At 56.6% G+C, this 21,681-nt stretch carries 21 protein-coding genes and 1 other RNA gene; 14 read left to right on the forward strand and 8 right to left on the reverse strand.

Going from position 1 to position 21,681, the window contains the following annotated elements; all coding sequences use genetic code 11:
* Positions 1 to 233: 233 nt before the first annotated feature.
* Positions 234 to 1,985 (reverse strand): DNA polymerase III subunit gamma/tau, encoded by a 1,752-nt coding sequence (locus OS190_RS03220; RefSeq protein ID WP_267157215.1) that lies wholly within the window; start codon positions 1,983 to 1,985, stop codon positions 234 to 236.
* A 156-nt stretch (positions 1,986 to 2,141) separates the two neighbouring features.
* On the opposite strand from OS190_RS03220, the gene ypfJ reads away from it, so the two are divergent.
* The gene (gene ypfJ / locus OS190_RS03225; protein WP_267157216.1) at positions 2,142 to 2,990 is read left to right on the forward strand and encodes a KPN_02809 family neutral zinc metallopeptidase; all 849 of its coding nucleotides are present in this window, start codon (positions 2,142 to 2,144) and stop codon (positions 2,988 to 2,990) included.
* A 347-nt stretch (positions 2,991 to 3,337) separates the two neighbouring features.
* On the opposite strand, the gene ffs is transcribed toward ypfJ, so the two are convergent.
* Positions 3,338 to 3,435, reverse strand: an RNA gene (ffs, locus tag OS190_RS03230) — signal recognition particle sRNA small type.
* Positions 3,436 to 3,658: 223 nt separating this feature from the next.
* Between ffs and nudC the strand changes: the two genes are divergently transcribed.
* The 3 genes from nudC to OS190_RS03245 all read left to right on the forward strand — a co-directional run bounded on the left by nudC (position 3,659) and on the right by OS190_RS03245 (position 6,101).
* Positions 3,659 to 4,627, forward strand: coding sequence for an NAD(+) diphosphatase (gene nudC, locus OS190_RS03235; protein ID WP_267157217.1), 969 nt, complete (start codon positions 3,659 to 3,661; stop codon positions 4,625 to 4,627).
* A 75-nt stretch (positions 4,628 to 4,702) separates the two neighbouring features.
* On the forward strand, positions 4,703 to 5,170 hold the full coding sequence (locus tag OS190_RS03240; RefSeq protein ID WP_267157218.1) for an SRPBCC family protein: 468 nt from the start codon (positions 4,703 to 4,705) through the stop codon (positions 5,168 to 5,170).
* A gap of 199 nt (positions 5,171 to 5,369) precedes the next feature.
* Positions 5,370 to 6,101 (forward strand): MgtC/SapB family protein, encoded by a 732-nt coding sequence (locus tag OS190_RS03245; protein ID WP_267157219.1) that lies wholly within the window; start codon positions 5,370 to 5,372, stop codon positions 6,099 to 6,101.
* Between the two features lie 59 nt (positions 6,102 to 6,160).
* Here the strand turns inward: OS190_RS03245 and OS190_RS03250 are convergent, their stop codons facing one another.
* On the reverse strand, positions 6,161 to 7,009 hold the full coding sequence (locus OS190_RS03250; RefSeq protein ID WP_267157220.1) for a prephenate dehydratase: 849 nt from the start codon (positions 7,007 to 7,009) through the stop codon (positions 6,161 to 6,163).
* 128 nt (positions 7,010 to 7,137) lie between these two features.
* On the opposite strand from OS190_RS03250, the gene OS190_RS20630 reads away from it, so the two are divergent.
* The 6 genes from OS190_RS20630 (at position 7,138) to OS190_RS03280 (ending at position 14,354) form a co-directional block, all read left to right on the forward strand.
* The gene (locus OS190_RS20630) at positions 7,138 to 7,635 is read left to right on the forward strand and encodes a c-type cytochrome (protein ID WP_267157221.1); all 498 of its coding nucleotides are present in this window, start codon (positions 7,138 to 7,140) and stop codon (positions 7,633 to 7,635) included.
* A gap of 226 nt (positions 7,636 to 7,861) precedes the next feature.
* Positions 7,862 to 9,715, forward strand: coding sequence for an extracellular solute-binding protein (locus OS190_RS03260; RefSeq protein WP_267157341.1), 1,854 nt, complete (start codon positions 7,862 to 7,864; stop codon positions 9,713 to 9,715).
* 9 nt (positions 9,716 to 9,724) lie between these two features.
* Complete coding sequence (locus OS190_RS03265) at positions 9,725 to 10,810, forward strand: microcin C ABC transporter permease YejB (RefSeq protein ID WP_267157222.1); 1,086 nt, start codon at positions 9,725 to 9,727, stop codon at positions 10,808 to 10,810.
* On the forward strand, positions 10,810 to 11,916 hold the full coding sequence (locus OS190_RS03270; protein WP_267157223.1) for an ABC transporter permease: 1,107 nt from the start codon (positions 10,810 to 10,812) through the stop codon (positions 11,914 to 11,916). The genes OS190_RS03265 and OS190_RS03270 overlap by 1 nt, the downstream gene beginning before the upstream one ends.
* Complete coding sequence (locus OS190_RS03275) at positions 11,916 to 13,493, forward strand: ABC transporter ATP-binding protein (protein WP_267157224.1); 1,578 nt, start codon at positions 11,916 to 11,918, stop codon at positions 13,491 to 13,493. Before OS190_RS03270 ends, OS190_RS03275 begins: the two co-directional genes overlap by 1 nt.
* Before the next feature lie 42 nt (positions 13,494 to 13,535).
* A complete protein-coding gene (locus OS190_RS03280) occupies positions 13,536 to 14,354 on the forward strand; it encodes a DUF2189 domain-containing protein (RefSeq protein WP_267157225.1) in 819 nt (272 codons plus the stop codon).
* Here OS190_RS03280 and OS190_RS03285 read toward each other — a convergent pair.
* Together OS190_RS03285 and OS190_RS03290 are read right to left on the reverse strand one after the other, a co-directional pair.
* Positions 14,351 to 14,620: a DUF6552 family protein gene (locus OS190_RS03285; protein WP_267157226.1), complete on the reverse strand. Its 270-nt coding sequence runs from the start codon at positions 14,618 to 14,620 to the stop codon at positions 14,351 to 14,353. The two genes, OS190_RS03280 and OS190_RS03285, sit on opposite strands and share 4 nt — an antisense overlap.
* Positions 14,604 to 14,771, reverse strand: a complete 168-nt coding sequence (locus OS190_RS03290; RefSeq protein ID WP_267157227.1) for a hypothetical protein — start codon at positions 14,769 to 14,771, stop codon at positions 14,604 to 14,606. Before OS190_RS03290 ends, OS190_RS03285 begins: the two co-directional genes overlap by 17 nt.
* A 251-nt stretch (positions 14,772 to 15,022) precedes the next feature.
* Here OS190_RS03290 and OS190_RS03295 point away from each other — a divergent pair, with 251 nt between their 5' ends.
* On the forward strand, positions 15,023 to 15,928 hold the full coding sequence (locus OS190_RS03295) for a LysR family transcriptional regulator (RefSeq protein ID WP_267157228.1): 906 nt from the start codon (positions 15,023 to 15,025) through the stop codon (positions 15,926 to 15,928).
* On the opposite strand, the gene OS190_RS03300 is transcribed toward OS190_RS03295, so the two are convergent.
* Both OS190_RS03300 and OS190_RS03305 read right to left on the reverse strand, forming a co-directional pair.
* Positions 15,909 to 17,390 carry a D-alanyl-D-alanine carboxypeptidase family protein gene (locus OS190_RS03300; RefSeq protein WP_267157229.1) on the reverse strand — a complete coding sequence of 494 codons (1,482 nt, stop codon included), beginning with the start codon at positions 17,388 to 17,390 and terminating at the stop codon, positions 15,909 to 15,911. The genes OS190_RS03295 and OS190_RS03300 overlap by 20 nt on opposite strands.
* Positions 17,391 to 17,646: 256 nt before the next feature.
* Positions 17,647 to 18,363: an HAD family hydrolase gene (locus OS190_RS03305; protein ID WP_267157230.1), complete on the reverse strand. Its 717-nt coding sequence runs from the start codon at positions 18,361 to 18,363 to the stop codon at positions 17,647 to 17,649.
* 90 nt (positions 18,364 to 18,453) lie between these two features.
* Between OS190_RS03305 and clpS the strand changes: the two genes are divergently transcribed.
* Genes clpS through OS190_RS03320 form a run of 3 tightly spaced genes read left to right on the forward strand, consistent with a single transcriptional unit; the run spans position 18,454 to position 20,609 of the window.
* Complete coding sequence (gene clpS, locus OS190_RS03310) at positions 18,454 to 18,795, forward strand: ATP-dependent Clp protease adapter ClpS (protein ID WP_267157231.1); 342 nt, start codon at positions 18,454 to 18,456, stop codon at positions 18,793 to 18,795.
* Between the two features lie 3 nt (positions 18,796 to 18,798).
* Positions 18,799 to 19,797 carry a class I SAM-dependent methyltransferase gene (locus OS190_RS03315; protein ID WP_267157232.1) on the forward strand — a complete coding sequence of 333 codons (999 nt, stop codon included), beginning with the start codon at positions 18,799 to 18,801 and terminating at the stop codon, positions 19,795 to 19,797.
* 11 nt (positions 19,798 to 19,808) lie between these two features.
* Positions 19,809 to 20,609, forward strand: coding sequence for an SDR family NAD(P)-dependent oxidoreductase (locus OS190_RS03320; RefSeq protein ID WP_267157233.1), 801 nt, complete (start codon positions 19,809 to 19,811; stop codon positions 20,607 to 20,609).
* On the opposite strand, the gene OS190_RS03325 is transcribed toward OS190_RS03320, so the two are convergent.
* Positions 20,606 to 21,580: a phosphatase PAP2 family protein gene (locus OS190_RS03325; RefSeq protein WP_267157234.1), complete on the reverse strand. Its 975-nt coding sequence runs from the start codon at positions 21,578 to 21,580 to the stop codon at positions 20,606 to 20,608. The two genes, OS190_RS03320 and OS190_RS03325, sit on opposite strands and share 4 nt — an antisense overlap.
* Positions 21,581 to 21,681: the final 101 nt, after the last annotated feature.

Below are 21,681 nucleotides of genomic sequence, written 5' to 3' on the forward strand. Positions count from 1 at the left end.
AGCACAATGGGCGATGAACAAGATGGGGTTGGCGATGCAGTCCTTTTTGATGGTAAATGAGCGCATACCGGTCGGATCGGATGGTTGGTCAGAACAGATTACCATGCCAAGACTCCTCCGTAGCGAGGCGGACAGCAACAAAAGCCGGAGTGGCCCAAGAGCGTGACCGGTTCGGACCAGACCGTCGCATACCTCTGCCTCTGCCCGGGTTGAGGCGGGCAGGTGAACGAATGCTACTCTTCTTCGAAGGGGTCCCATTCGTCTTCTACCTCGGGCAGCGCGTCTTTGTCCGCTTCTGCGGCGATTTGTTCGGGGGTGCGAATGTTGCCAATGCTGGCCTTGGGGAAGGCTGAGATCACAGCCTGCCAGAGCGGGTGGGTCTTGACTTCTGCCATCAGGGCGTTTTGCCTGGCGTCCCTGACTTCGGCGATGGTGTCACCGCCGCCTTCGTTCACAAGTGTCACCGCCCAGCGATTGCCGGTCCAGCCTTGCAAGCGATGGCCCAAACGTTGCGCCAGATCGCGGGGGGCGTTTTCGGTGGGCACAAATTCGATGCGGCCGGGTTGGTAGGCGGCAAGACGCAGGCAGGTTTCCACCTCGACCAGCAGTTTCACATCGCGGTTGGCGCGGATCAGTTCGACCACATGGTTGAAGGTTGGAAAACGGCCAAGAGCAGCGTCGAGATCCTGGGCGAGGGCGGTGGTTTGCCCTGCAGCAGTGGGGTTGGCGGCCATGTGAGCCTGGGCCTGGTGAACCGCCTGGGCGCCGGAGGGGCTGCCTGCGGTATTGCCCCCGCCCGCGTGTGGGGAAGCGGCGGGTGGCGGTGTCGTGTTCTGCAGCTTGCGCACCAGTTCTTCGGGGCTGGGCAGGTCGGCTACATGGGTCAGGCGGATGATTGCCATCTCGGCGGCCATCATGGCGTTGGGGGCATTTGCCACTTCGTCCAAGGCCTTGAGCAGCATTTGCCAAAGGCGGGTCAGGACACGCATCGGCAGGTCATTGGCCATCTGAGTGCCACGATTGCGTTCCTCGGGGGAGATGGTGGGATCTTCGGCGGCTTCCGGGGTGATCTTGACCACTGAAACCCAATGGGTGATCTCGGCCAGATCACGCAGCACCGCCATCGGGTCGGCCCCGTCGGCGTATTGGCCGGAAAGTTCGGTCAGCGCTGCGGCAGCATCGCCGCGCAGGATCATGTCGAAGAGGTCGAGCACGCGGCCGCGGTCGGCGAGACCGAGCATCGCGCGAACCTGTTCGGCAGTGGTTTCGCCAGCGCCGTGGCTGATGGCCTGATCCAGCAGGGAGGTGGCATCACGCACTGAGCCTTCGGCGGCGCGGGTGATCAAGGCCAGGGCATCGTCAGCGATTTCCGCGCCTTCGGCAGTTGCGATCTTGCGCATCAGCGCGATCATTACCTCGGGTTCGATCCGGCGCAGGTCGAATCGCTGGCAACGCGACAGAACGGTCACAGGAACCTGACGGATTTCTGTCGTTGCGAAGATGAATTTGACGTGTTCCGGCGGTTCTTCGAGGGTTTTCAGCAGGGCGTTGAATGCACCCTTGGACAGCATGTGAACTTCGTCGATGATATAGACCTTGTAGCGGGCTGAGGCAGCTCGGTAGTGTACGCTGTCGATGATTTCGCGAATGTTGGCAACGCCGGTATTCGAAGCCGCGTCCATTTCGATGACGTCGACGTGGCGTCCCTCCATGATGGCGACACAGTGTTCGCAGGTGCCACAGGGATCCGTGGTTGGTGTGCCGTGCCCATCCGGACCGATGCAGTTCATGCCCTTGGCGATGATTCGCGCGGTAGTGGTCTTACCGGTGCCCCTGATCCCCGTCATCACAAAGGCTTGGGCGATGCGGTCTGCTGCAAAGGCATTGCGCAGGGTGCGCACCATGGCGTCCTGTCCGACCAAATCGACAAAGGTCTCCGGGCGGTACTTGCGGGCCAATACGCGGTAGGCGGTGCTATTGGACATGAAAACTCCTGATGCGGGGATTCGCGGTGCTGGCCCAAGGTAAGCGGCAAGTCGGAGGGCGTAAACCGCTGACGGGCTGCGGTAACGGACGAATGCCCTATTGTGTGGACCGTCCTGAGCGTTGACAATAGCGGGGTTAACAGACGGGAGCGCGCTATGCGGCTTAGAGGGATCAGAAGAAGCAAAAATGTTGAGGTACGCAGGGGAAATCCGCGGCGGCGCGCCGGTGGCAAGGCGGGAGGCCTTGGTGTTGTGGGGGTATTGGCCGTTCTGGCGATCGGGTATTTTACGGGCATGGATGTTACCCCCTTGTTGCAGGGAGGCCAACCGCCACAGGCGCAGCAGGGCGGGTCAGTGTCCGAAACGGACAAGCGAGCGACGCAATTCTCGGCGCAGGTGCTGGCGACGACCGAAGATGTCTGGGGCAAGGTTTTTCCGCAGCAGTTGGACCGTACCTATGTGCCGCCCAAACTCGTGATCTTTTCTGGTATTACGCAAAGCCCCTGTGGCGGAGCCTCAGGGGCGACAGGTCCGTTCTACTGTCCGGCGGACAGCAAGGCCTATCTTGATACGCAGTTCTTTTCGATGTTGAGCCAGCGGATGGGGGCGGGGGGTGATTTTGCCGCCGCCTATGTGATTGCCCATGAGGTTGCACATCACGTGCAGAACCAGTTGGGTATTCTGCCCAAGGTCAATGCGGCGCGGCAACGGTCTGGCGAGAGGGAAGCGAATCTGTTGACCGTGAAACTGGAATTGATGGCGGATTGTCTTTCCGGCATCTGGGCGGCGAATGTGCAGGGGTTGATGGAAAAGGGTGACTTGCAAGAGGCGCTGAACGCGGCCCGAAAAATCGGTGATGACCATTTGCAGCGTCAGGCGGGGCGGGTACCGCAACCGCATACATTTACCCATGGTACGTCGGAACAGCGGGCGCGGTGGTTTGCGCGGGGGTTTGAAACCGGCGCTGTGGGGCAGTGTGATACCTTTGCCGCGCGTCAACTGTGACGGAGTACGCCCGCCTATGATGACGCTACAGTGGCGGTTCGGGGGGTGTGCCCGCTGCAACAAGCGTGATTCTGGCGGATTGCGGAAAGCTATAAGTTTGGTTTTGCCTGCGGGTGCGACGGCGGCACGGGCTGAGAGAATAGGAAGGTTTGTGCAGCGCCGGTGTTCGGGCGGCAGGACGCCCTGGCGCTAAAGGTGCGCCATGCCTTATCGGCAGTATTCTTTGAATGTGCCTGTCAGCTTTGATGCTTGAACATTAGAAAAATTCATTAGAAATTTCTGAATGCTCTCGTGGTTCCCAAATGAACGACTGTCGCCACAACGCTTTTTGCTGTGCGAAAAGGATTGGGTGAGAGATTGATAACGACCCAAGCGGGACTCGTTGTGGCTGCTGCCTTCCGGCTCTGACCAAGTTGGCGAGGCGCCTGCCCGCACCAACCTCTCGATCAGAAATATATGACGCCCGCACCTCAAGTACAAGGGGGGATGGGCAGGGTTCGGCCGGGGTGCGGATTTTTGAAACCTGGAATTGGCACGACAGGCGGCAGGCGCGATCGGGCGTTCCAGCCAGCGTTGGAATTTTCTAAAGGAAGGTTGAAACGCCCGATTGTGCCCAGCGACCAGATGCCACACAAAGGGCAAAACTGGACGGGTCAAGGGACAACTACATGCGTCATGCGGAACAGGTAACTTTTGGCGGGTCCAGGCTCGACCGTGCGGGGGAGATTCGCGACAATCCAGCGGTGGTGAAATTTGCACGACAGGCTGCGGATAGCCGGGCCATTCTCTTCTGGCGTGGCAAACCCCTGATCGATCCACGACGCCCTGCATCACTGGTACGACTGCCGATGGACCATCCGGTCCTTGCCGAGGCTGTGGAAGAACCGATTTTGTTGGGGCGCGAAGATGGGGCTGCGCGGTTTGCTTTTGATATTTCAGACTGGACACCGGAAGCCTTGGACGACGCTGCGCTTGGCGCGTTTCTTGATCCCAGCGAACAGCGCCATCCGGCCTTGGGTGATGATATGGTATTTGCGGAATTGCGTCGGGTCATGACATGGCTGACCCCGCGTGACGCAGAACTGGCCGCAACTGGCAAAGCGATCATCAGCTGGCATGAAAGTCACGGGTTTTGTGCCCGATGCGGCGTAAAATCGCATATCAGTCAAGCCGGATGGCAACGTCGGTGCCCTGCTTGTGACGCTTGCCATTTTCCGCGCACGGATCCTGTGGTGATCATGCTGATTACCCGTGGAAATTCGGTCTTGATGGGCCGTTCACCGGGCTGGCCACGAGGGATGTTTTCCTTGCTGGCCGGATTTGTCGAGCCGGGAGAAACGCTTGAGGCGGCGGTGCGCCGTGAGGTTTTCGAGGAAGCCGGCGTGCAGGTCGGCGCGGTGAACTACCTTTCCAGTCAGCCCTGGCCGTTTCCGGCCTCTTTGATGATTGGCTGTCAGGGGGTTGCCACCAGTGAGGACATCACCGTTGACCCCGTCGAGATCGAGGCGGCCATGTGGGTGAGCCGTGAAGAGATGATGGAAGTCTTTGCCGGCAACCATCCTGTCATTCTGCCTGCACGCAAAGGGGCGATTGCACACTTTTTACTAGAAAATTGGCTTGCGGATAGGCTGGATTGACGCAAGAATTAGAGAACAATAGATTCAAGGCCTCGTGCTGAGGCAGCAATTGAACAGTATCGGCAGGGCAGGCAGATGAAATTTTCTACTAACGAAGATATTGAAGCACCGATTGACGCAGTATTCGATCTGCTCTGTGACTTTGAGGCTTTTGAACGCTCTGCGATGCGGCGGGGTGCCGAGGTCCAGCGGACCGACCAGTTATCGGTACCAGGGGTCGGCATGACGTGGCAGGCCGCGTTTCACTTGCGGGGCCGGCAACGGCAAATGGAAGTCGAGATGGTTTCCTTTGAACGTCCGCAGGAAATCGTTCTTGAAAGCACTTCCCCCGGCACCTTGGCGACCACCAGTTTCGAATTGATCGCCTTGTCGCGCAGCAGCACACGGGTCAAGGTCGAGATAGAGATCAAGCCGCTTAACTTGTCTGCGCGTCTGTTGGTGCAATCCTTGAAGCTGGCGAAAAAGTCTCTGACCAAGAAATTCAAGTTGCGGGTGGCCGAATACGCAAAAAACCTTGAAGATCGGTACAAACGACAAGCCTGACCCCGGCGGTGCGGGCTGGGCGCGAAAAAACATCTCGAGGCTGGCGCAGATCAATTGCGATGTGATCTGTCTATTCTGGTGTGCGTGTCGTAAATATCGTCCAATTGGTTGTTGTTGCGCCTGTTTCGCCGGTTGATTCTGATAGGTTTGACAAGGTCAGACCGATAAAGTTGCAGCCCAGATCGAAAGGGCAATGCCGATGATCTACATTTTTTCCGACATCAACCTGATGTTGCTGGCAGCAACGGGGAATATGGCCATTGCACTGGTTATGGGCGCGATCATCGGGTCGGAGCGGCAGTTTCGCGGCCGCATGGCAGGCTTGCGCACCAATGCGCTGGTGTCGTTGGGTGCGGCTGGTTTCGTCACATTTGCTGCCCTTTTCCCCGAAGACATCAACCCGACGCGGGTCGCGGCACAGGTTGTGTCTGGCATCGGTTTTCTGGGGGCGGGGATTATTTTTCGGGACGGCTTCAATATTCAGGGGATCAATACGGCCGCCACCCTTTGGTGCTCCGCTGCGGTTGGTTTGATCAGTGGAACGGGGCATGTTTTTTATGCGATTGCGCTGACTTCGCTGATTGTCTTTTCGAATTTGGGTTTGCGACCGATTGTGCGACGGCTCAAGAATGCAGCGGCAGAAAATACTGATACGGATCAGGTGTTTGAGCTGACGCTGGTTTGCCTGTTGGAGGATGAAAAAGCCATTCGCGGGATTCTGGTCGCGCAATTGGTCAAACGGGGTTTGACCCTGCGCCAGATCGAAAGCCATGTAAGCCGCGAGACCGTTGAAATCATCGGGCAGGTGGACGGGGCAGAGGCGGACCAGGCCAAGATCGAAAAGACGATCGCGCAGATAGGTACCGAACCCCACGTACGCAAGGCGCGATGGTCCGTGATTGATGAGGATGCGGTGCGCTTTCGCGATTAAAACCCTGGCGCGGGATGAACGTGTCGTCCGGGTGGCGGCTGCCCCGGGGCAGGCCGGGTTTATGTTTTGCTGCGCCGAGGGTGGGCAGGATAAACGCCAAGAATATCCAACATGTTGGTGAAATAGCCCAGTTCCTCCAGCGCACGTTTGACGCCCGGATCATCGGGGTGGCCTTCAATATCCGCGTAGAACTGCGTTGCGGTAAAGGATCCGCCGACCATATAGCTTTCCAGTTTGGTCATGTTCACGCCGTTGGTCGCAAAGCCCCCCATTGCTTTGTAAAGAGCGGCGGGAATGTTGCGGACTTCGAAGACGAAGGTGGTCAGCATTTGTTCGCCACGACGCGTCAGGTCAATGTCGGGTGCCATCAAAAGGAATCGGGTTGTGTTGTGGTCCTGGTCCTCGATGCCGCGTGCCAGAACGTTTAGGCCATGAATGTCAGCGGCGACTTCGCTTGCCAGTACCCCTTCGGTAGAACCTGCGGTTTGGGCGAGATCCTCTGCCGCCCCGGCGCTGTCGGCGGCGGCCTCATAGGTGATGCCCTGCGCATCAAGATAGCTGCGCGCCTGGGGCAGCAGAACCATATGGGCGCGGACATGTTTGACATCGTTCAAGGCAACGCCGGGTCGTGCCATCAAGGCAATGCGCACGCGCACAAAGGCCTCGCCGATGATATGCAGCCCGCTTTCCGGCAGGAGGCGGTGAATATCCGCCACACGGCCATAGGTGGTGTTTTCCACCGGCAACATTGCTAAATCCGCACGGCCTTCGCGCACGGCGCGGATAACACCTTCGAAGGTTGTGCAGGGCACGGGAATCAACTCTGGGCCTGCCTGCAGGCAGGCCTCGTGGCTGTAGGCCCCCAAGGCACCTTGAAATGCGATACGCGGTGTTTTGGATTTGGACATCGGGGCAATCCTTGGTACTTTGATGCTCGTCGGGGCGATTGGTCGCGGTAAGTACACCTTGCCTGCGATAAGGGAAAGCAATAGATACGCGGCTGAAACGTCTCAACTGACAGATACGGGCCAGATTTATGTTCGACACAATGACAATCACGAAACTTGCCAGCGGCTTCTTGGGTGCCTGGCTGATCCTATTGCTTGGCAAGTGGGGCGCAGAAGGGATTTATCACGCGGATGCGCATGGCGAACAGTCATATGTGATCGAAGTGGCAGGTGCCGCAGAAGCCGCGCCGGCAGAAGAAATCGACATCGAGGCCTTGATGGCCGACGCCGACGCTGACAAGGGGTCAAGCGTCTTTCGTAAATGCAGCGCCTGTCACAAGGTGGATGGTACCGATGGTGTCGGTCCGCATCTGAATGGCGTGGTCGGGCGTGATGTCGCATCGGTTGGCGGTTTCGGATATTCCGGTGCCTTGAACAGTCTTGAGGGAAACTGGACCGCGGAGGCGTTGTTCGGGTTTCTGGGCAGCCCCAAAGGCTATGCGCCAGGGACAACGATGGGTTTTGCAGGTCTGAAAAAGCCAGCGGACCGGGCAAATGTCATTGCCTATCTTCAAAGCATCAACTGATCGAAACGTCTTTGACAAGAACAAGCCGTCCTTTTTGGGCGGCTTTTTCATGTGTGTTTCACAAGATAACATATTCGCAACTTGTCTCTTGGTATGCGGCACAGTTAGCTTGCATGAAACCTGATTGTGTTTTGCGAACCAAAGGATGTGCCTGATGACCAAAGCCCTGACCTGTGTTTCCCGTCCAACCCATTTTTTAAATGGCTGCGTCCGTCGCATCGCGGGGATGGTCATTGGTGCGACGTTGGTTCTGGTTGGCCCGGTATTTGCCGAAAATACCATCAAAAGCCACGGATATTCGTTTTTCGGTGATTTGAAATACGGTCCCGATTACAAACATTTCGACTATGTGAACCCCGATGCCCCCAAGGGTGGCGAGATTTCGATAGCAACTTTGGGCACATTTGATTCGATGAACCCCTACACCCGCAAGGGGCGCGGTGGAGCCCTGTCGACGGTCATGTACGAAAGCCTGCTGGGAGAAGGGGTGAACGATCAGGCCCCTGCTGATGTTTATGCCGAATATTATTGTCTGCTCTGCGAAAGCCTTGAGTATGACGAAGGCAAGAACTGGGTGATCTTCTACATGCGCCCTGAGGCACGGTTTTCGGATGGCACACCGGTTACAGCCCATGATGTTGCCTTTAGCCAGCAATTGATTCTGGATCAAGGTTTGCAATCATACGCCGATGCGGTCAGCAAACGTATCGCAAACATCGAGGTGATCGACGATCACACTATCAAATACACCTTCAACCCCGAAGTGTCGCGACGCAGTCTGATCGAAGTGGTTGGCGGCATGTCCGTCTGGTCCAAGAAATGGTACGAAGAAACCGGCGCACGGCTGGACGAAAGCCGTCTGGAAATTTCACCTGGGTCAGGTGCCTACATGATTGATGAAATCGACGTGAACCGGCGCATCATTTATAAGCGCAATCCGGAGTATTGGGGCAAGGATTTGCCATTCAACGTAGGCCGCAACAATTTCGATGAAATCCGGATCGAATATTTCGGCGATGAAAACTCTGCCTTTGAGGCGTTCAAGGCGGGTGAATATACCTTTCGCAACGAGGGCAATTCCAGGCAGTGGGCGACGGCCTACGCATTTCCTAAAGTGCAGAACGGGTACATCATCAAGGAAGCGATACCTGATGGCGCACCACCGACCCCGTCTGGCATTGTCTTTAACCTTGGACGGGAGGTTCTCAAGGACCGTCGCGTACGCGAGGCTGTGGCGCTGGGTTTTAACTTTGAGTGGACCAACGAATCGCTGCAATTTGGATTGTTCAAACAACGGGCCTCTTTCAATCAGGACACGCCGTTGATGGCAACGGGCAAACCCCAAGGTGCAGAACGCGCATTCTTGGAATCGCTTGGCGATCTGGTTCCGCCAGAAATGTTGACTGAAGAGGCGCGCATGCCGCATACATCGGACGCAAAGCGTCTGCTGGACCGTCGCAATGCCCGTGCGGCGATGAAATTGCTGGATGATGCGGGTTGGGCCGTGGGAACTGACGGCAAGCGCCGCAATGCGGCGGATGAACCGCTGCGCCTGACTTTCCTGTTAAACTCCGCCGGGTCAGCGACACTGAATGCGGTGGTTGAGAACTTCTTGTCGAACCTCACCAGCATGGGAATCGAAGCCGTTCTTGAACGGGTCGATGCCTCCCAATATACGCTGCGCGAAAGGGATCGTGATTACGATTTGGTTTTCGACTCCTATATCCCATTCCTCAGCACTGGGGGGGGATTGCAGCAGGTTTATGGATCAGAAGCGGCGTCCTATTCGTTATTCAACCCTGCCGGGCTGGCCAGTCCTTTGGTTGATGAAATCATAGAAGCCTCGCAGCGCGTCACCACCAAAGAGGAAACCGATACCACGCTGATCGCGCTTGACCGTGCTCTGCGGTATGAATTCTTCATGATTCCTGTTTGGTACAATGACGTGCATTGGACCGCATATTATGACCAATACGAACATCCCGAACCGATCCCGCCCTATGCCTTAGGGTATATGGATTTCTGGTGGTACAATGCCGACAAGGGGGCTGCGCTGCGGGCCGCCGGTGCGTTGAGATAAGTTTTTCCCATGGGCACCTACATCCTACGACGGTTATTGCTGATCATTCCGACGCTGGTTGGGATCATGTTGATCAACTTTGCACTGGTGCAATTCGTGCCCGGTGGTCCGGTTGAACAGGCGATTGCGCGGATTCAGGGCGGGGGTGATGTATTTGGCGGCTTTGCCGGTACCGGTAATGATGCGGGCAATACAGACCTTGAAACGAATGACAACTACATCGGCGCACGCGGCCTACCGCCGGAATTTATCGAAGAGCTTGAGAAAGAATTCGGGTTCGACAAACCGCCGGTTGAGCGGTTTTTCAACATGATGTGGAACTACGTCCGTTTTGATTTCGGAGAGAGCTACTTCCGCTCTATTTCGGTGATTGATCTGATCAAGGAAAAACTGCCGGTGTCGATCACACTGGGGCTATGGTCGACCTTGATTGCCTATCTGGTGTCGATCCCGCTGGGCATCCGCAAGGCGGTGCGCGATGGCTCGCGATTTGACACATGGACCTCGGGTGCGATCATTGCCGCCTATGCGATCCCCGGTTTCCTCTTTGCAATCCTGTTGCTGGTGATGTTCGCAGGCGGGTCATATTGGCAGATTTTCCCGCTGCGCGGCCTGACCTCGGATAATTTTGACCAGCTCAGCCTGTTGGGCAAGATCGGGGATTATTTCTGGCACATCACCCTGCCTGTGTTGGCTTCAACCATCAGTGCCTTTGCCACGCTGACCTTGCTGACGAAGAACAGTTTTCTGGACGAGATCAAGAAACATTACGTTATGACCGCCCGCGCCAAGGGATTGTCAGAACGTGCGGTGCTTTACGGCCATGTATTCCGTAACGCCATGTTGATCGTGATTGCCGGATTCCCGGCGGTGTTCATCGGCGTGTTCTTTGGCGGGTCGCTGATCATCGAAACGATTTTCAGCCTTGATGGATTGGGCCGGCTGGGGTTTGAGGCGGCGGTGGCGCGCGATTACCCAATTGTATTCGGCACCCTGTTCATCTTTGGCCTGATCGGGCTGGTTGTTGGTATCCTGTCTGACCTGATGTATGTGCTGGTTGATCCACGGATTGATTTCGAGCGGAGGGAAGGTTGATGGCCTTGTCACCGCTGAACCAGCGCCGCTGGCGCAATTTCAAGCGCAACCGCCGCGCCTATTGGAGCCTGTGGATTTTCGCCATCCTGTTCGGTATTTCCCTGTTTGCGGAATTTGTGGCCAACGACAAGCCGATCCTCGTGAACTATCGCGGCGAATATTATACCCCGATTTTCAACTTCTACCCCGAGACCGCCTTTGGCGGCGATTTCCAGACCGAAGCGGTGTACCGCGATCCAGAGGTGAAATGCCTGATCGCGACCGGTGGTCTGGATCTGTGTTTCGATGATCCAGATGCCTATATCGAGGACGCGCAGGACGGTGTGATCGAGGGTGAGGAGATCAGCAAAGGCTGGGCGATCTGGCCGATCATCCCCTATTCCTTCAACACTGCCGTTGACCGCCCCGGTGCCGCCCCGCTGCCGCCAAATGGACAGAACTGGCTGGGTACCGATGGCACCAAACGCGATGTTATGGCGCGGGTCATCCACGGCTTCCGCCTGTCGATCATGTTTACCCTGATTGTCACCGGCCTTGCCTCGCTGATTGGGGTGATTGCGGGGGCGGTGCAGGGGTTCTTTGGCGGCTGGGTTGATCTGATCTTTCAGCGGGTGATCGAAATCTGGTCTTCCACCCCGTCGCTTTATGTCATCATCATCATGTTTGCGATTTTAGGGCGCAGTTTCTGGCTGCTTGTGTTCCTGTTGGTGCTGTTCAGTTGGACATCCCTTGTGGGTGTGGTGCGGGCTGAATTCCTGCGCGCGCGCAACCTTGAATATGTCCGTGCCGCCCGGGCGCTGGGTGTCAGCAACGTCACAATCATGTTCCGTCATATGCTGCCCAATGCCATGGTGGCGATGCTGACGATGCTGCCGTTCATCATCACCGGCACAATCAGCACATTGGCGATCCTTGATTTCCTCGGCTTTGGTTTGCCATCCTCGGCACCCTCCCTGGGAGAGCTGACCTTGCAGGCGAAACAGAACCTGCAAGCACCCTGGCTTGCCTTTACCGCCTTCTTTACCTTTGCGATCATGCTGTCGCTTCTGGTGTTCATCTTTGAGGGCATTCGCGATGCCTTCGATCCGCGAAAGACGTTTTCCTGATGGCACTGCTTGAAGTCAAAAACCTTTGTGTCGGTTTCCGTCAGGATGGCAAGCTGTCCGAGGCGGTCAAAGGTGTCAGCTTTCACGTAGAGCGGGGCGAGACCGTGGCGCTGGTGGGTGAATCCGGTTCAGGCAAATCGGTATCGGCACTTTCAACCGTGTCCTTGCTGGGCGACAGTGCCGAAGTGTCGGGCTCTGTCACCTATGACGGGCAACAGATGATCGGCGCGGATGATGCGCTGCTGCGCAAGGTGCGGGGCAATGACATCAGTTTCATTTTTCAGGAGCCGATGACCTCACTGAATCCGCTGCACACCATCGAAAAACAATTGGGCGAGAGCCTTGCCCTGCACCAGGGCCTTGCCGGTGCTGCTGCCCGCGAGCGTATTCTGGCCCTGTTGGACCAGGTCGGCATCAATGATGCCGAAAGCCGTTTGGGTGCCTATCCTCATCAACTTTCGGGTGGGCAACGTCAACGGGTGATGATTGCCATGGCACTGGCGAACAAACCTGACGTGCTGATCGCGGACGAGCCGACAACAGCGCTGGACGTGACCATTCAGGCGCAGATTCTGGACCTGCTGAAAGACCTCAAGGACCGGATGGGCATGGGGCTTTTGTTTATTACCCATGATCTGGGTATTGTGCGCCGCATCGCGGATCGTGTCTGCGTGATGCAACAGGGCGAAATTGTCGAGCAGGGGACAACGGCGGATATTTTTGAAAATCCCCAACATCCCTACACGATCAAACTGCTGAGCGCTGAGCCAACGGGGCAGCCTGAACCTGTCGCTGTCGGAGCGCAAGAAATCGTCAGCACCGAACATCTGAAAGTCTGGTTTCCGATCACCAAGGGGTTGTTGCGGCGTACTGTCGGTCATGTGAAGGCCGTGAATGACGCGAGCATTTCTGTGCGCGCCGGTGAGACTCTGGGCATTGTGGGTGAATCTGGTTCGGGCAAAACCACGATGGCGCTTGCCATTATGCGCCTGATTTCCTCCGAAGGGGGAATCAGATTTATGGACCAGGATGTGCGCAAGTGGTCCACGCGAGAATTGCGCCGTTTGCGCAGCGAAATGCAGATCGTTTTCCAGGACCCTTTCGGATCGCTGTCGCCGCGCATGACCTGTTTTCAGATCATTTCCGAAGGGCTTGGCATTCATGGGATCAGCCGGGGAAAGGACCAGCGTGCCCTCGTGCGCGAAGTGATGCTTGAAACCGGGCTCGATCCGGAAACGATGGACCGGTATCCGCACGAGTTTTCGGGGGGGCAACGCCAGCGTATTGCCATCGCCCGTGCCATGGTTCTGCGGCCCAAGCTGCTGGTTTTGGACGAACCGACAAGCGCGCTTGATATGACGGTGCAGGTCCAGATCGTAAAGCTGCTGCGCGAACTACAGACGAAATACGGGTTGGCCTATCTGTTCATCAGTCACGATCTCAAGGTTGTGCGGGCGATGTCGCACAAGGTCATGGTGATGAAGCGCGGTGACGTGGTCGAATACGGGGATGCCGAAGACCTGTATGAGCGTCCCAAGTCCGAATATACGCGTAGCCTGTTACAGGCGGCGTCCTGATGGCCCGCGCAGATTGCCACACCATTTCAAGAGCGCTAGAAATTGATCCAGATCATTTTAGCCAGCGCCAGTTTGGGCAACACTGAATTCATGAATGCCAGACCCCACGGCGCACCAGACCTGCGCAGTCCTACATTTTCCGATTTCAGGAACAGTCTGGCCGCAGGCTGGCGCGATTTCATTGCCGCGCCGCTGGTTGATCTGTTTTTCGCCAGCTTTTTCGTGCTTGCCGGACTTGTAATGGCGGCGATTACCTATGTGACGGGCACAACCTTCTGGCTTATCCTTGCGGTCATGGGCTTCCCCTTGGTTGGCACCTTGTGCGCCTTGGGGTTCTATGAGGTAAGTCGGCGGAGGCAAGCCGCAGAGCCATTGCGACTGTCCGAGGTTATTTCTGTGGTGCACCAACATCTGGGCGGGCAACTGCCATGGTTGGCGGCGATTATCATTGTGACGTTCCTATTCTGGTTCTTCCTTGGCCATATGATCTTTGCCTTGTTTCTGGGGTTGTCCCCAATGACGAATATTTCGACCTCATTTGGTGTATTCATGACCGTCGAGGGGGTGAGCATGTTGGCTTTCGGAACCATGGTGGGTGGGTTCTTTGCGCTGTTTGTCTTTGCCATCAGCGTGATGGGAATGCCGATGCTATTGGACCGCGACCTGGACTTCATCACGGCTTTATTGCGCTCGATTGCTTCGGTAAAGGCGGCACCGTTTCACTTTGTGGTATGGGGCGCAACGATCGCCGTCCTGACGCTGGCTGCTATGGTTCCGGTGTTTCTGGGGCTGTTTGTGGTGATGCCGGTCCTCGGGCATGCAACATGGCATCTTTACAGTGCCCTGATCCTGTCCGATTAGGCGTTCATCATCCCCGCGATCATGGCAAACAATGCAACGATGTGGATTAGCATGATTGCTTTGTCTTTCCACAGAACACCGACAGTGAACCAGCCGACAAGGCCGATCAGAAACAGATAGATGTTAAGTGGTGTCATGCCAAAGGCCGTGGCAGTGTATCCCATGATCTGTACCAGGGACGCCACCCATTTGAGCAAGGTGATGCCGGTGTCGCGCTCAATGAAGGGGGGACGCAGCCGTGGCAGCGTGTCAGCCAAACCGCGCATATGATACCTCCGATGCTTCCGGGAATGCGGCATGAGCCGGAACGGCACGCGTGGTACCGACCACGCGCCCGATTCCAGCAACGGGCCACAGGCCCAGGGTGAATTGGTCGTTCTGAATGTCACTCAGATCCGGTGTTGTTACAGGTGGCATTTTTTTCACAATTTCTTTGGGTCGATGCATGTGGTTTTGGGTCCGAGAAGCCAGCGGCGAAACTTCTTTGGTTTGCTTGGGGGAACCTCGCGCATCTGGATACATTCGGTCCGTGTCGCGGTCATAAATGAAGCAGCGAGAAGATCTAACATGGTTTTCCCTTCCTTGAATGAGACCATGTTAAGATCCATAAAGAAAACAGGCGTATTTGCGAGTCATTGAAAATCGGGTTATGTAAGCAGGAGTTACTTATGGATTGGCGCAACCTTCCCCCTCTTTCGGCTCTCAGGGCTTTTGCAGCCTTTGCCGACACGCGCAATGTTGTCGCTGCAGGGGAGGCCTTGGGCGTCAGTCATGCGGCGATCAGCCAGCAGTTGCGCGCGCTTGAAAGCTACCTTGATGTGGCCCTCCTGGATCGGACGGGGCGTAACCTTGCCCTGACGCTTGCCGGGGAGCGGTTGGCCGAAGCATTGCTTAACGGATTTGCCGGAATGATTGATGTGGTTGACGAAATCACCGGCCGCCAAGAATTGCGTCCAGTTCATGTTTCCGTGACGCCAACCTTTGCGGCCTCATGGCTGATGCCGCGGCTTTCAAAGTTCCGGGCGCTTCATCCTGTGGTCGACATCACGATTGATCCGTCGGCCAAGGTTGTCGACATGGCCGCGGACGGCATTGATATTGCGATCCGATACGGGGTTGGCCCCTGGGCGGGTGTGGAAACAGAAATGTTGTTGCAATCCCCGATGGTGGTGGTGGCGGCCCCGTCACTGGTGGGGGATGCGCAAATCACCAACCTTAATGATCTGGCGCGTTTTCCCTGGCTGGAAGAACTCGGCACGTCGGAAGCGACAAACTGGCACCGTCGGTTTGGCGTACCGCGCGCGGAACTCGGCATGGTACAAGTGCCGGGAAACCTGATGCTGGATGGCGCACGTGACGGGCAGGGGGTGGTCGTCACTGTGCGTGATTTTGTGGCCCGTGATATTGCTGCGGGGCGTCTGCGTGAGTTGCATGTCGAAGACAAAGCGGGTGCAGGGTACCATATTGTCACGCGGCCGGGGGTTCAGCGGGCCTGGGTCAAGGCATTTGCAGCATGGTTGCGCCGCGAGGCCCGCGAAGATGCGAAGGCGCGGATCAACCAGGCCCAATCATAAAGCAACTGACATTACGCGCGGCCAGGCGCCGGCATGCAAGATCAGCGGTTTCGCGGGTCATGCCCAAGAAGTTGGCGTCAAATCCTTGTGGGCGGCGCACCACTTTGCGCAAGGAGCCGTCGAGGGTCGACATCTCTGCCAGTGCTGTTTTCAGCAATACCTTTTCTGCGGCGAAACGGCTGGGGTAACGCCCCACATTCACACCCCAGTGACGCCCCCCCGAAGTTGAGACACGGGTGACGATTTCCTGTTCCACCACACGCTTGGTACGCTTTGCCACCGTTGTTGTGGGTTTGGGGCGCAGCGACGGGCGGATCGAAGCGCTGGCCGCGGCAAGCGTGATTTCGGGGGTTGAAGGCGTTGGCGGTGCCAGCGCGGCTGAAGCAACGGCTTCTCTCAGGGCGGCGGTGACATCGGCGTTTGTTACCGGCTTGTCCTGAACCGTGGCGACCAACACCGGTTCCGGCGTTTCGGTCACTGGCCGTAGATGGGGCCGTTTGGAAGTTTTCACAGCACCGACCAGCCGGATTGTCTTGCCCGCGCCACCTGCCACCGATCCGGGGTTGGTGCTGGGATTTTGCGGTGCGGTTTCCACATCTGCATAGACGGGAGGCACAGGTTTGCGCAGGGGTGCACGGGATGGGGCACGTCGGAAACCCATATCCATCAATCTGGCGACTTCAGCATTGCGTGATGCGGTGGATTTACCACCGAAAACCGTCACGATGATGCGTTCGTTGCCGCGTTCCGCCGAGGCTGTCAGATTAAATCCAGCAGCGCGGGTATAACCTGTCTTGATCCCATCAGCGCCTTTATAAGACGATAGGAAGCGACGGTTGGTATGGCTGACTTGACGGACACCGGCATCTGCGGTGATGCGGGAAAACAGATTGTAGTATTGTGGAAAGTCATAGAGCAGGTGGCGGCCCATGATTGACATGTCGCGGGCTGTCGACAGGTGGCCAGCCTCGGTCAGACCATGCATGTTTTTAAAGGTGGTGCGGGTCATGCCCAGAGCCTTGGCCGTGCGGTTCATCCGGCGGGCAAAGCTGGCTTCGGAGCCGGAGATTGCCTCGCCGATCGCGGTGGCGGCGTCATTGGCCGATTTTACGGCAGCGGCGCGTATCAGATAGCGCAGGGCAATGCGCTGACCTGCACGCAGGCCCAGTTTGCTGGGCGGTTCAGAGGCCGCTTTCTTGGAGATTGTGACCTTGGAATCAAGTGAGATTTCACCGTGTTTGATGGCTTCAAAAGCGACATACAGCGTCATCATCTTGGTGAGGGAGGCAGGGTGCAGTCGGGTGTTTTCGTTCTGCGCGTGGATCACCTTGCCCGTTCGGGCATCCATGACATAAGCAGCATAGGGGGCTGCCAATGCGCTGAGTGGTACAATGACCAACAGCCAGATCGCCGTGACAAAAAACAACCCGTAACGGGCCGACGAAACGCGTCGCGCTTTCATGTTGAACTGCCTTGTTCTGCCTCAAGACCGCCGATTTTTCGACTGGCCATATTTTTATGAACCAAGCCTAGCACAGGTCTGAATTCCGTTAAACCCTTCGAATTAAGACGAATTGCGAAAAAATCTGCAGTGAATTGTCAACATTTGGGGGCAGCGAGAAGTTGGAATACCATGGGGGGTATTGTGTCAGGAATGTGGCAGGATCTGGGCGGCTTTGCCCAAATTCCTTTTGGCGGTTTGGAGGGTATTATCTCGGCTATTCCAGGGGCTGGCGGGTGAGGTTTTCAATAAACCCCGGGAGCGCGCCCAATCGGTCGATTTTTCCAAACCTTGGCTCGTTTTTTGGCGTTTCAGTCTGTTCATAGATCCAAGTCAGCCCGTGAGGAATATGCACGCCCCAGCCTCCGGCAGCCAACATCGGTACTACATCCGAGGCTATGGAATTGCCTGCCATCAGCCCCTGATCTGGACCCGTGCCATGGCGCGCAAAGATTTTTGCATAAACGGAGGGTGTCTTGTCCGAGACAATTTCCACCGCGTCAAAGTGACTTCGCAGGCCGGATTGAGCCAATTTGCGTTCCTGATCCAACAGGTCGCCTTTGGTGATCAGGATCAATTTGTAAGCATCTGCGAGAATGGTGAGCACCCTTTCAACGTCGGGCAAAAGCTGGATTGGATGGGACAGCATATCGCGCCCTGCGTCGAGGATCTGGCTGATCACAGCGGCCGGAACCTTGCCATCTGTCACTTCGACGGCTGTTTCGATCATCGAGAGGGTGAAGCCTTTGATCCCAAATCCATAATGCGGCAGGTTGCGGCGCTCTGCCGCAAGCAAACGCGCCATCAGGGGTTCCTTGTCCGTATGATCGCGCAACATATCTGCAAAATGATCCTGGGTGAGGGCAAAGAATTTCTCGTTCTGCCAAAGCGTGTCGTCCGCATCCAGCCCTATGGCGGTTAGTGTGACGCTCATTTGCTTCAGACCTCTTTCAAAAAACGGTGGTAAGGTTATATAACGGCTGTCGCGACTCACAATCGTTCACTCTAACCCGCCGGAGCAGCAATGCGCCTTGATCCAATCATGATGGCCGACCGTTCGGATGAAGACAACGATACCGGTCTGTTGGTCAAAACCAAACCCAAGACAAAGCGACCACCGATGTATAAGGTGTTGCTGCTGAATGATGATTTCACACCGATGGAATTTGTCGTGCATGTTCTGGAGAGGTTTTTTGGACTGAACCATGCACAGGCGTTTGAGATCATGCTGGTTGTCCATAAGAAGGGGCTGGCAGTTGTGGGTGTGTTCAGCCACGAGATAGCAGAGACCAAGGTGGCACAGGTGATGGATTTTGCGCGCCGACATCAGCATCCGTTGCAATGCACCATGGAAAAAGAAGAATAGCGCGTGATTGACGCACGTTTGCAAGTTGCGCTGAGCGGCGGGGGGCTGGATCTGCCCGACGCGGGACGTATGGCGGTCTTTCGTCCACATGTTGACGCCGATTTGACAGGGCTGTCCCCGGATCGTTGCGACATCATACATGATTTCAAACCGTTTCATGATGCCTGGGCCGAGCGCGGCTATACGGTATTGCATTCTCCGCAGGGGCCCTATGCTGCTGCTATTGTATGCTTGCCCCGTGCCAAGGCAGAGGCGCGAAACCTGATCGCGCAGGCCTGTGATACCACAGAAGGTATAGTGGTGATTGACGGGCAAAAAACCGATGGCGCGGATTCCTTTCTCAAGCAGATGCGCGCGCGCGTGACCGTACAGGGCCCTGTATCAAAGGCCCATGGGAAGATGTTCTGGATCACGGATCCTGCGGCCGCATTCTTTGCCGATTGGGCCGAGGGGCCCTCGAAGACTGATGGTGGTTTCTGGACAGCACCAGGCGTGTTTTCTGCGGATGCGGTTGATCTGGCCTCGGCGTTGCTGGTGGATGCCCTGCCGGGAAAGCTGGGAGGGACGGTTGTCGATCTGGGTGCCGGCTGGGGGTTTCTTGCTGCGCATGTTCTGGCGAGACCGGCTGTAAAGCAGGTGCATTTGGTCGAGGCAGGGCATATGGCGATTGAATGTGCCATGCGGAATGTAACCGATGAGCGTGCCGTGTTTCATTGGGCTGATGCCACTGAATGGCAGCCACCTGACAAGATTGACGTGGTTGTCATGAACCCTCCGTTTCATCAGGGCCGTGCTGCCGAACCCCAGATTGGACAGGCCTTTGTAGCAGCCGCGGCACGGATTTTGTCGGCCAGTGGTGATCTTTGGATGGTCTCGAACCGTCACTTGCCTTATGAAGCGGAGCTTACAAAGCGCTTTGCTCAGGTGTCCGAGATTGGCGGCGATGCGCGGTTCAAGCTTTTTCACGCGACGCGCCCGGTGCGGGCACTGCACAGGGGATAAAGGGGGCAGAGATGTCTTTTTCCGTTAAGGGCAAAACAGCGATTGTGACCGGGGCGGCCAATGGGATCGGTCTGGCCGTCGCTCGGCATCTGGCCGACAAGGGGGCAAACGTCATGTGCGCCGATGTGCACGAGAACAAATTGTCCGAAGAATTCGGCGCGGCCTTGGAAGAGGGAAACCTCCGCACCTTTGCGGGTGATTTGCGTCAGCGTCTGACCATTGCCAACCTGGTATCAGCGACAATCGACGCTTTTGATCAGGTGGATATTCTGGTGAATGCCTCCCGTCAGTTGTTGCCGACGGATGCCCTCGATGCTGAAGATACGTCGGTCCAATCTCTGTTGGATCAGAACTTGATGACGGCACTGCATTTGACGCAATTTGTTGCCAAACGGATGATCAAGCAGGCAGCCACTCAGGAAGAGGGGCAGGTCGGCTCTATTATTAACTTCAGTTCGATTGCGGCCACAAGCACGCGGCCTGAACTGATGGGGTATTCCATTGCGGCTGCGGCCGTTCAACAGATGACACGCTCCATGGCGTTGACGCTGGCACCGCACCGGATTCGCGTGAATGCGATTTCCTTTGGGTCGGTGATGAGCGGATCACTCAGAATCGCGGTGGCAGATAATCGAGAATGGCGCGAAGATATTCGCAATCACACCCCGTTGGGGCGCATCGCCGCCCCGAATGAGTTATGCGAGACTGTTCAGTTCCTTGCCGCCGAAAGTTCGGGTTTCATGACCGGTGAGGTTCTGGTGGTGGATGGCGGGCGCAGCCTGCTGGATGTGGTCAGTGCACCGGCGCATTAGCCATCGCGCGGCACGAGTTTGACGGCGATCAAGAAAGCGATGAAAAACACCACGATACCGCCCAGCATGTCGCTGAGGTGATGCCCCCCGTGTGACAGGATCGATGGCAGCATGCCGATGTTGAGCAGGACCATGGGCCAGAATGCCCAGGTGCGCCAGACAAACCCCACTGCCAAACACAGCATCACTGTGTGATAGGAAGGGAAGGCAATGGTGCCCATGATGATTTCGGGCGATATCAGCGGCACTCCCGAAGTTGCCATCTGCATCAAGAAACTACCCTCTGCATGACCATGGACCAGCCCCAGCGCGGTTTCGACCTCAACAGGCAGGCTGGTGTAGGCCGACGGCCCCAGGCTGGGCCAGGTCCACCAGAATCCCACCGCCATCAGCAGCGATAAGGTCCCGGTGATCAGGAGGCGGTGCAGGTCGACAAGACGGCCCAGGAAACCAAGAATAAAGATCACCAAAAACAATTGTGCCAGCGAAGTGCCGTAGATTGCACCGATGACCTTGCCAAGTGTCGGATAGGTGGCCATTGCCGTTGTGAACCCTTGCCAGCTATATCCAAAGAGGGCCGCATCAATGGCCATCAAGCGGTCATCGATCATTGGCACGTCAAAAGGGAATCGCAGGTAGATCAGGATGGCGATTACGCCCGAGAAACCGATGTAGATCCCAGCGCTGATCGCGGTCATGGCGGCGCGGGGCATGTTTCGCTTATTCCTGACAAAACAGCCAAGCAGGATAAGGCCCACACTTGGAACAAAACTGATCAGAAACTTGTCCCACGCGACTGCCTGACCCGAGATTTGTGCAAGAGTGAATGCCAAAAGACCGACGCAAAGCGTCAGGGCGATCATCAATTGCTCTGCCGGTGCAAGTGCTTGTCGGATAAATTGAAAACGCTGGTCGATACTGCGATCAGCGGAGGCCACGCCTGTGAAGTCAGGAGAAAAATCTGTCGGCATGAAGTGTCCTTATATTGAATGCACGCGTGGCTTTGTTGTGGTTTAACCCCAGATTTCAGGCCAGATTGGGGCGCCCAAGAGGCAATAGATTGCAGGGGTCG

Source organism: Sulfitobacter sp. F26204 (genome assembly GCF_026410305.1).
Taxonomy (GTDB): Bacteria; Pseudomonadota; Alphaproteobacteria; order Rhodobacterales; family Rhodobacteraceae; genus Sulfitobacter.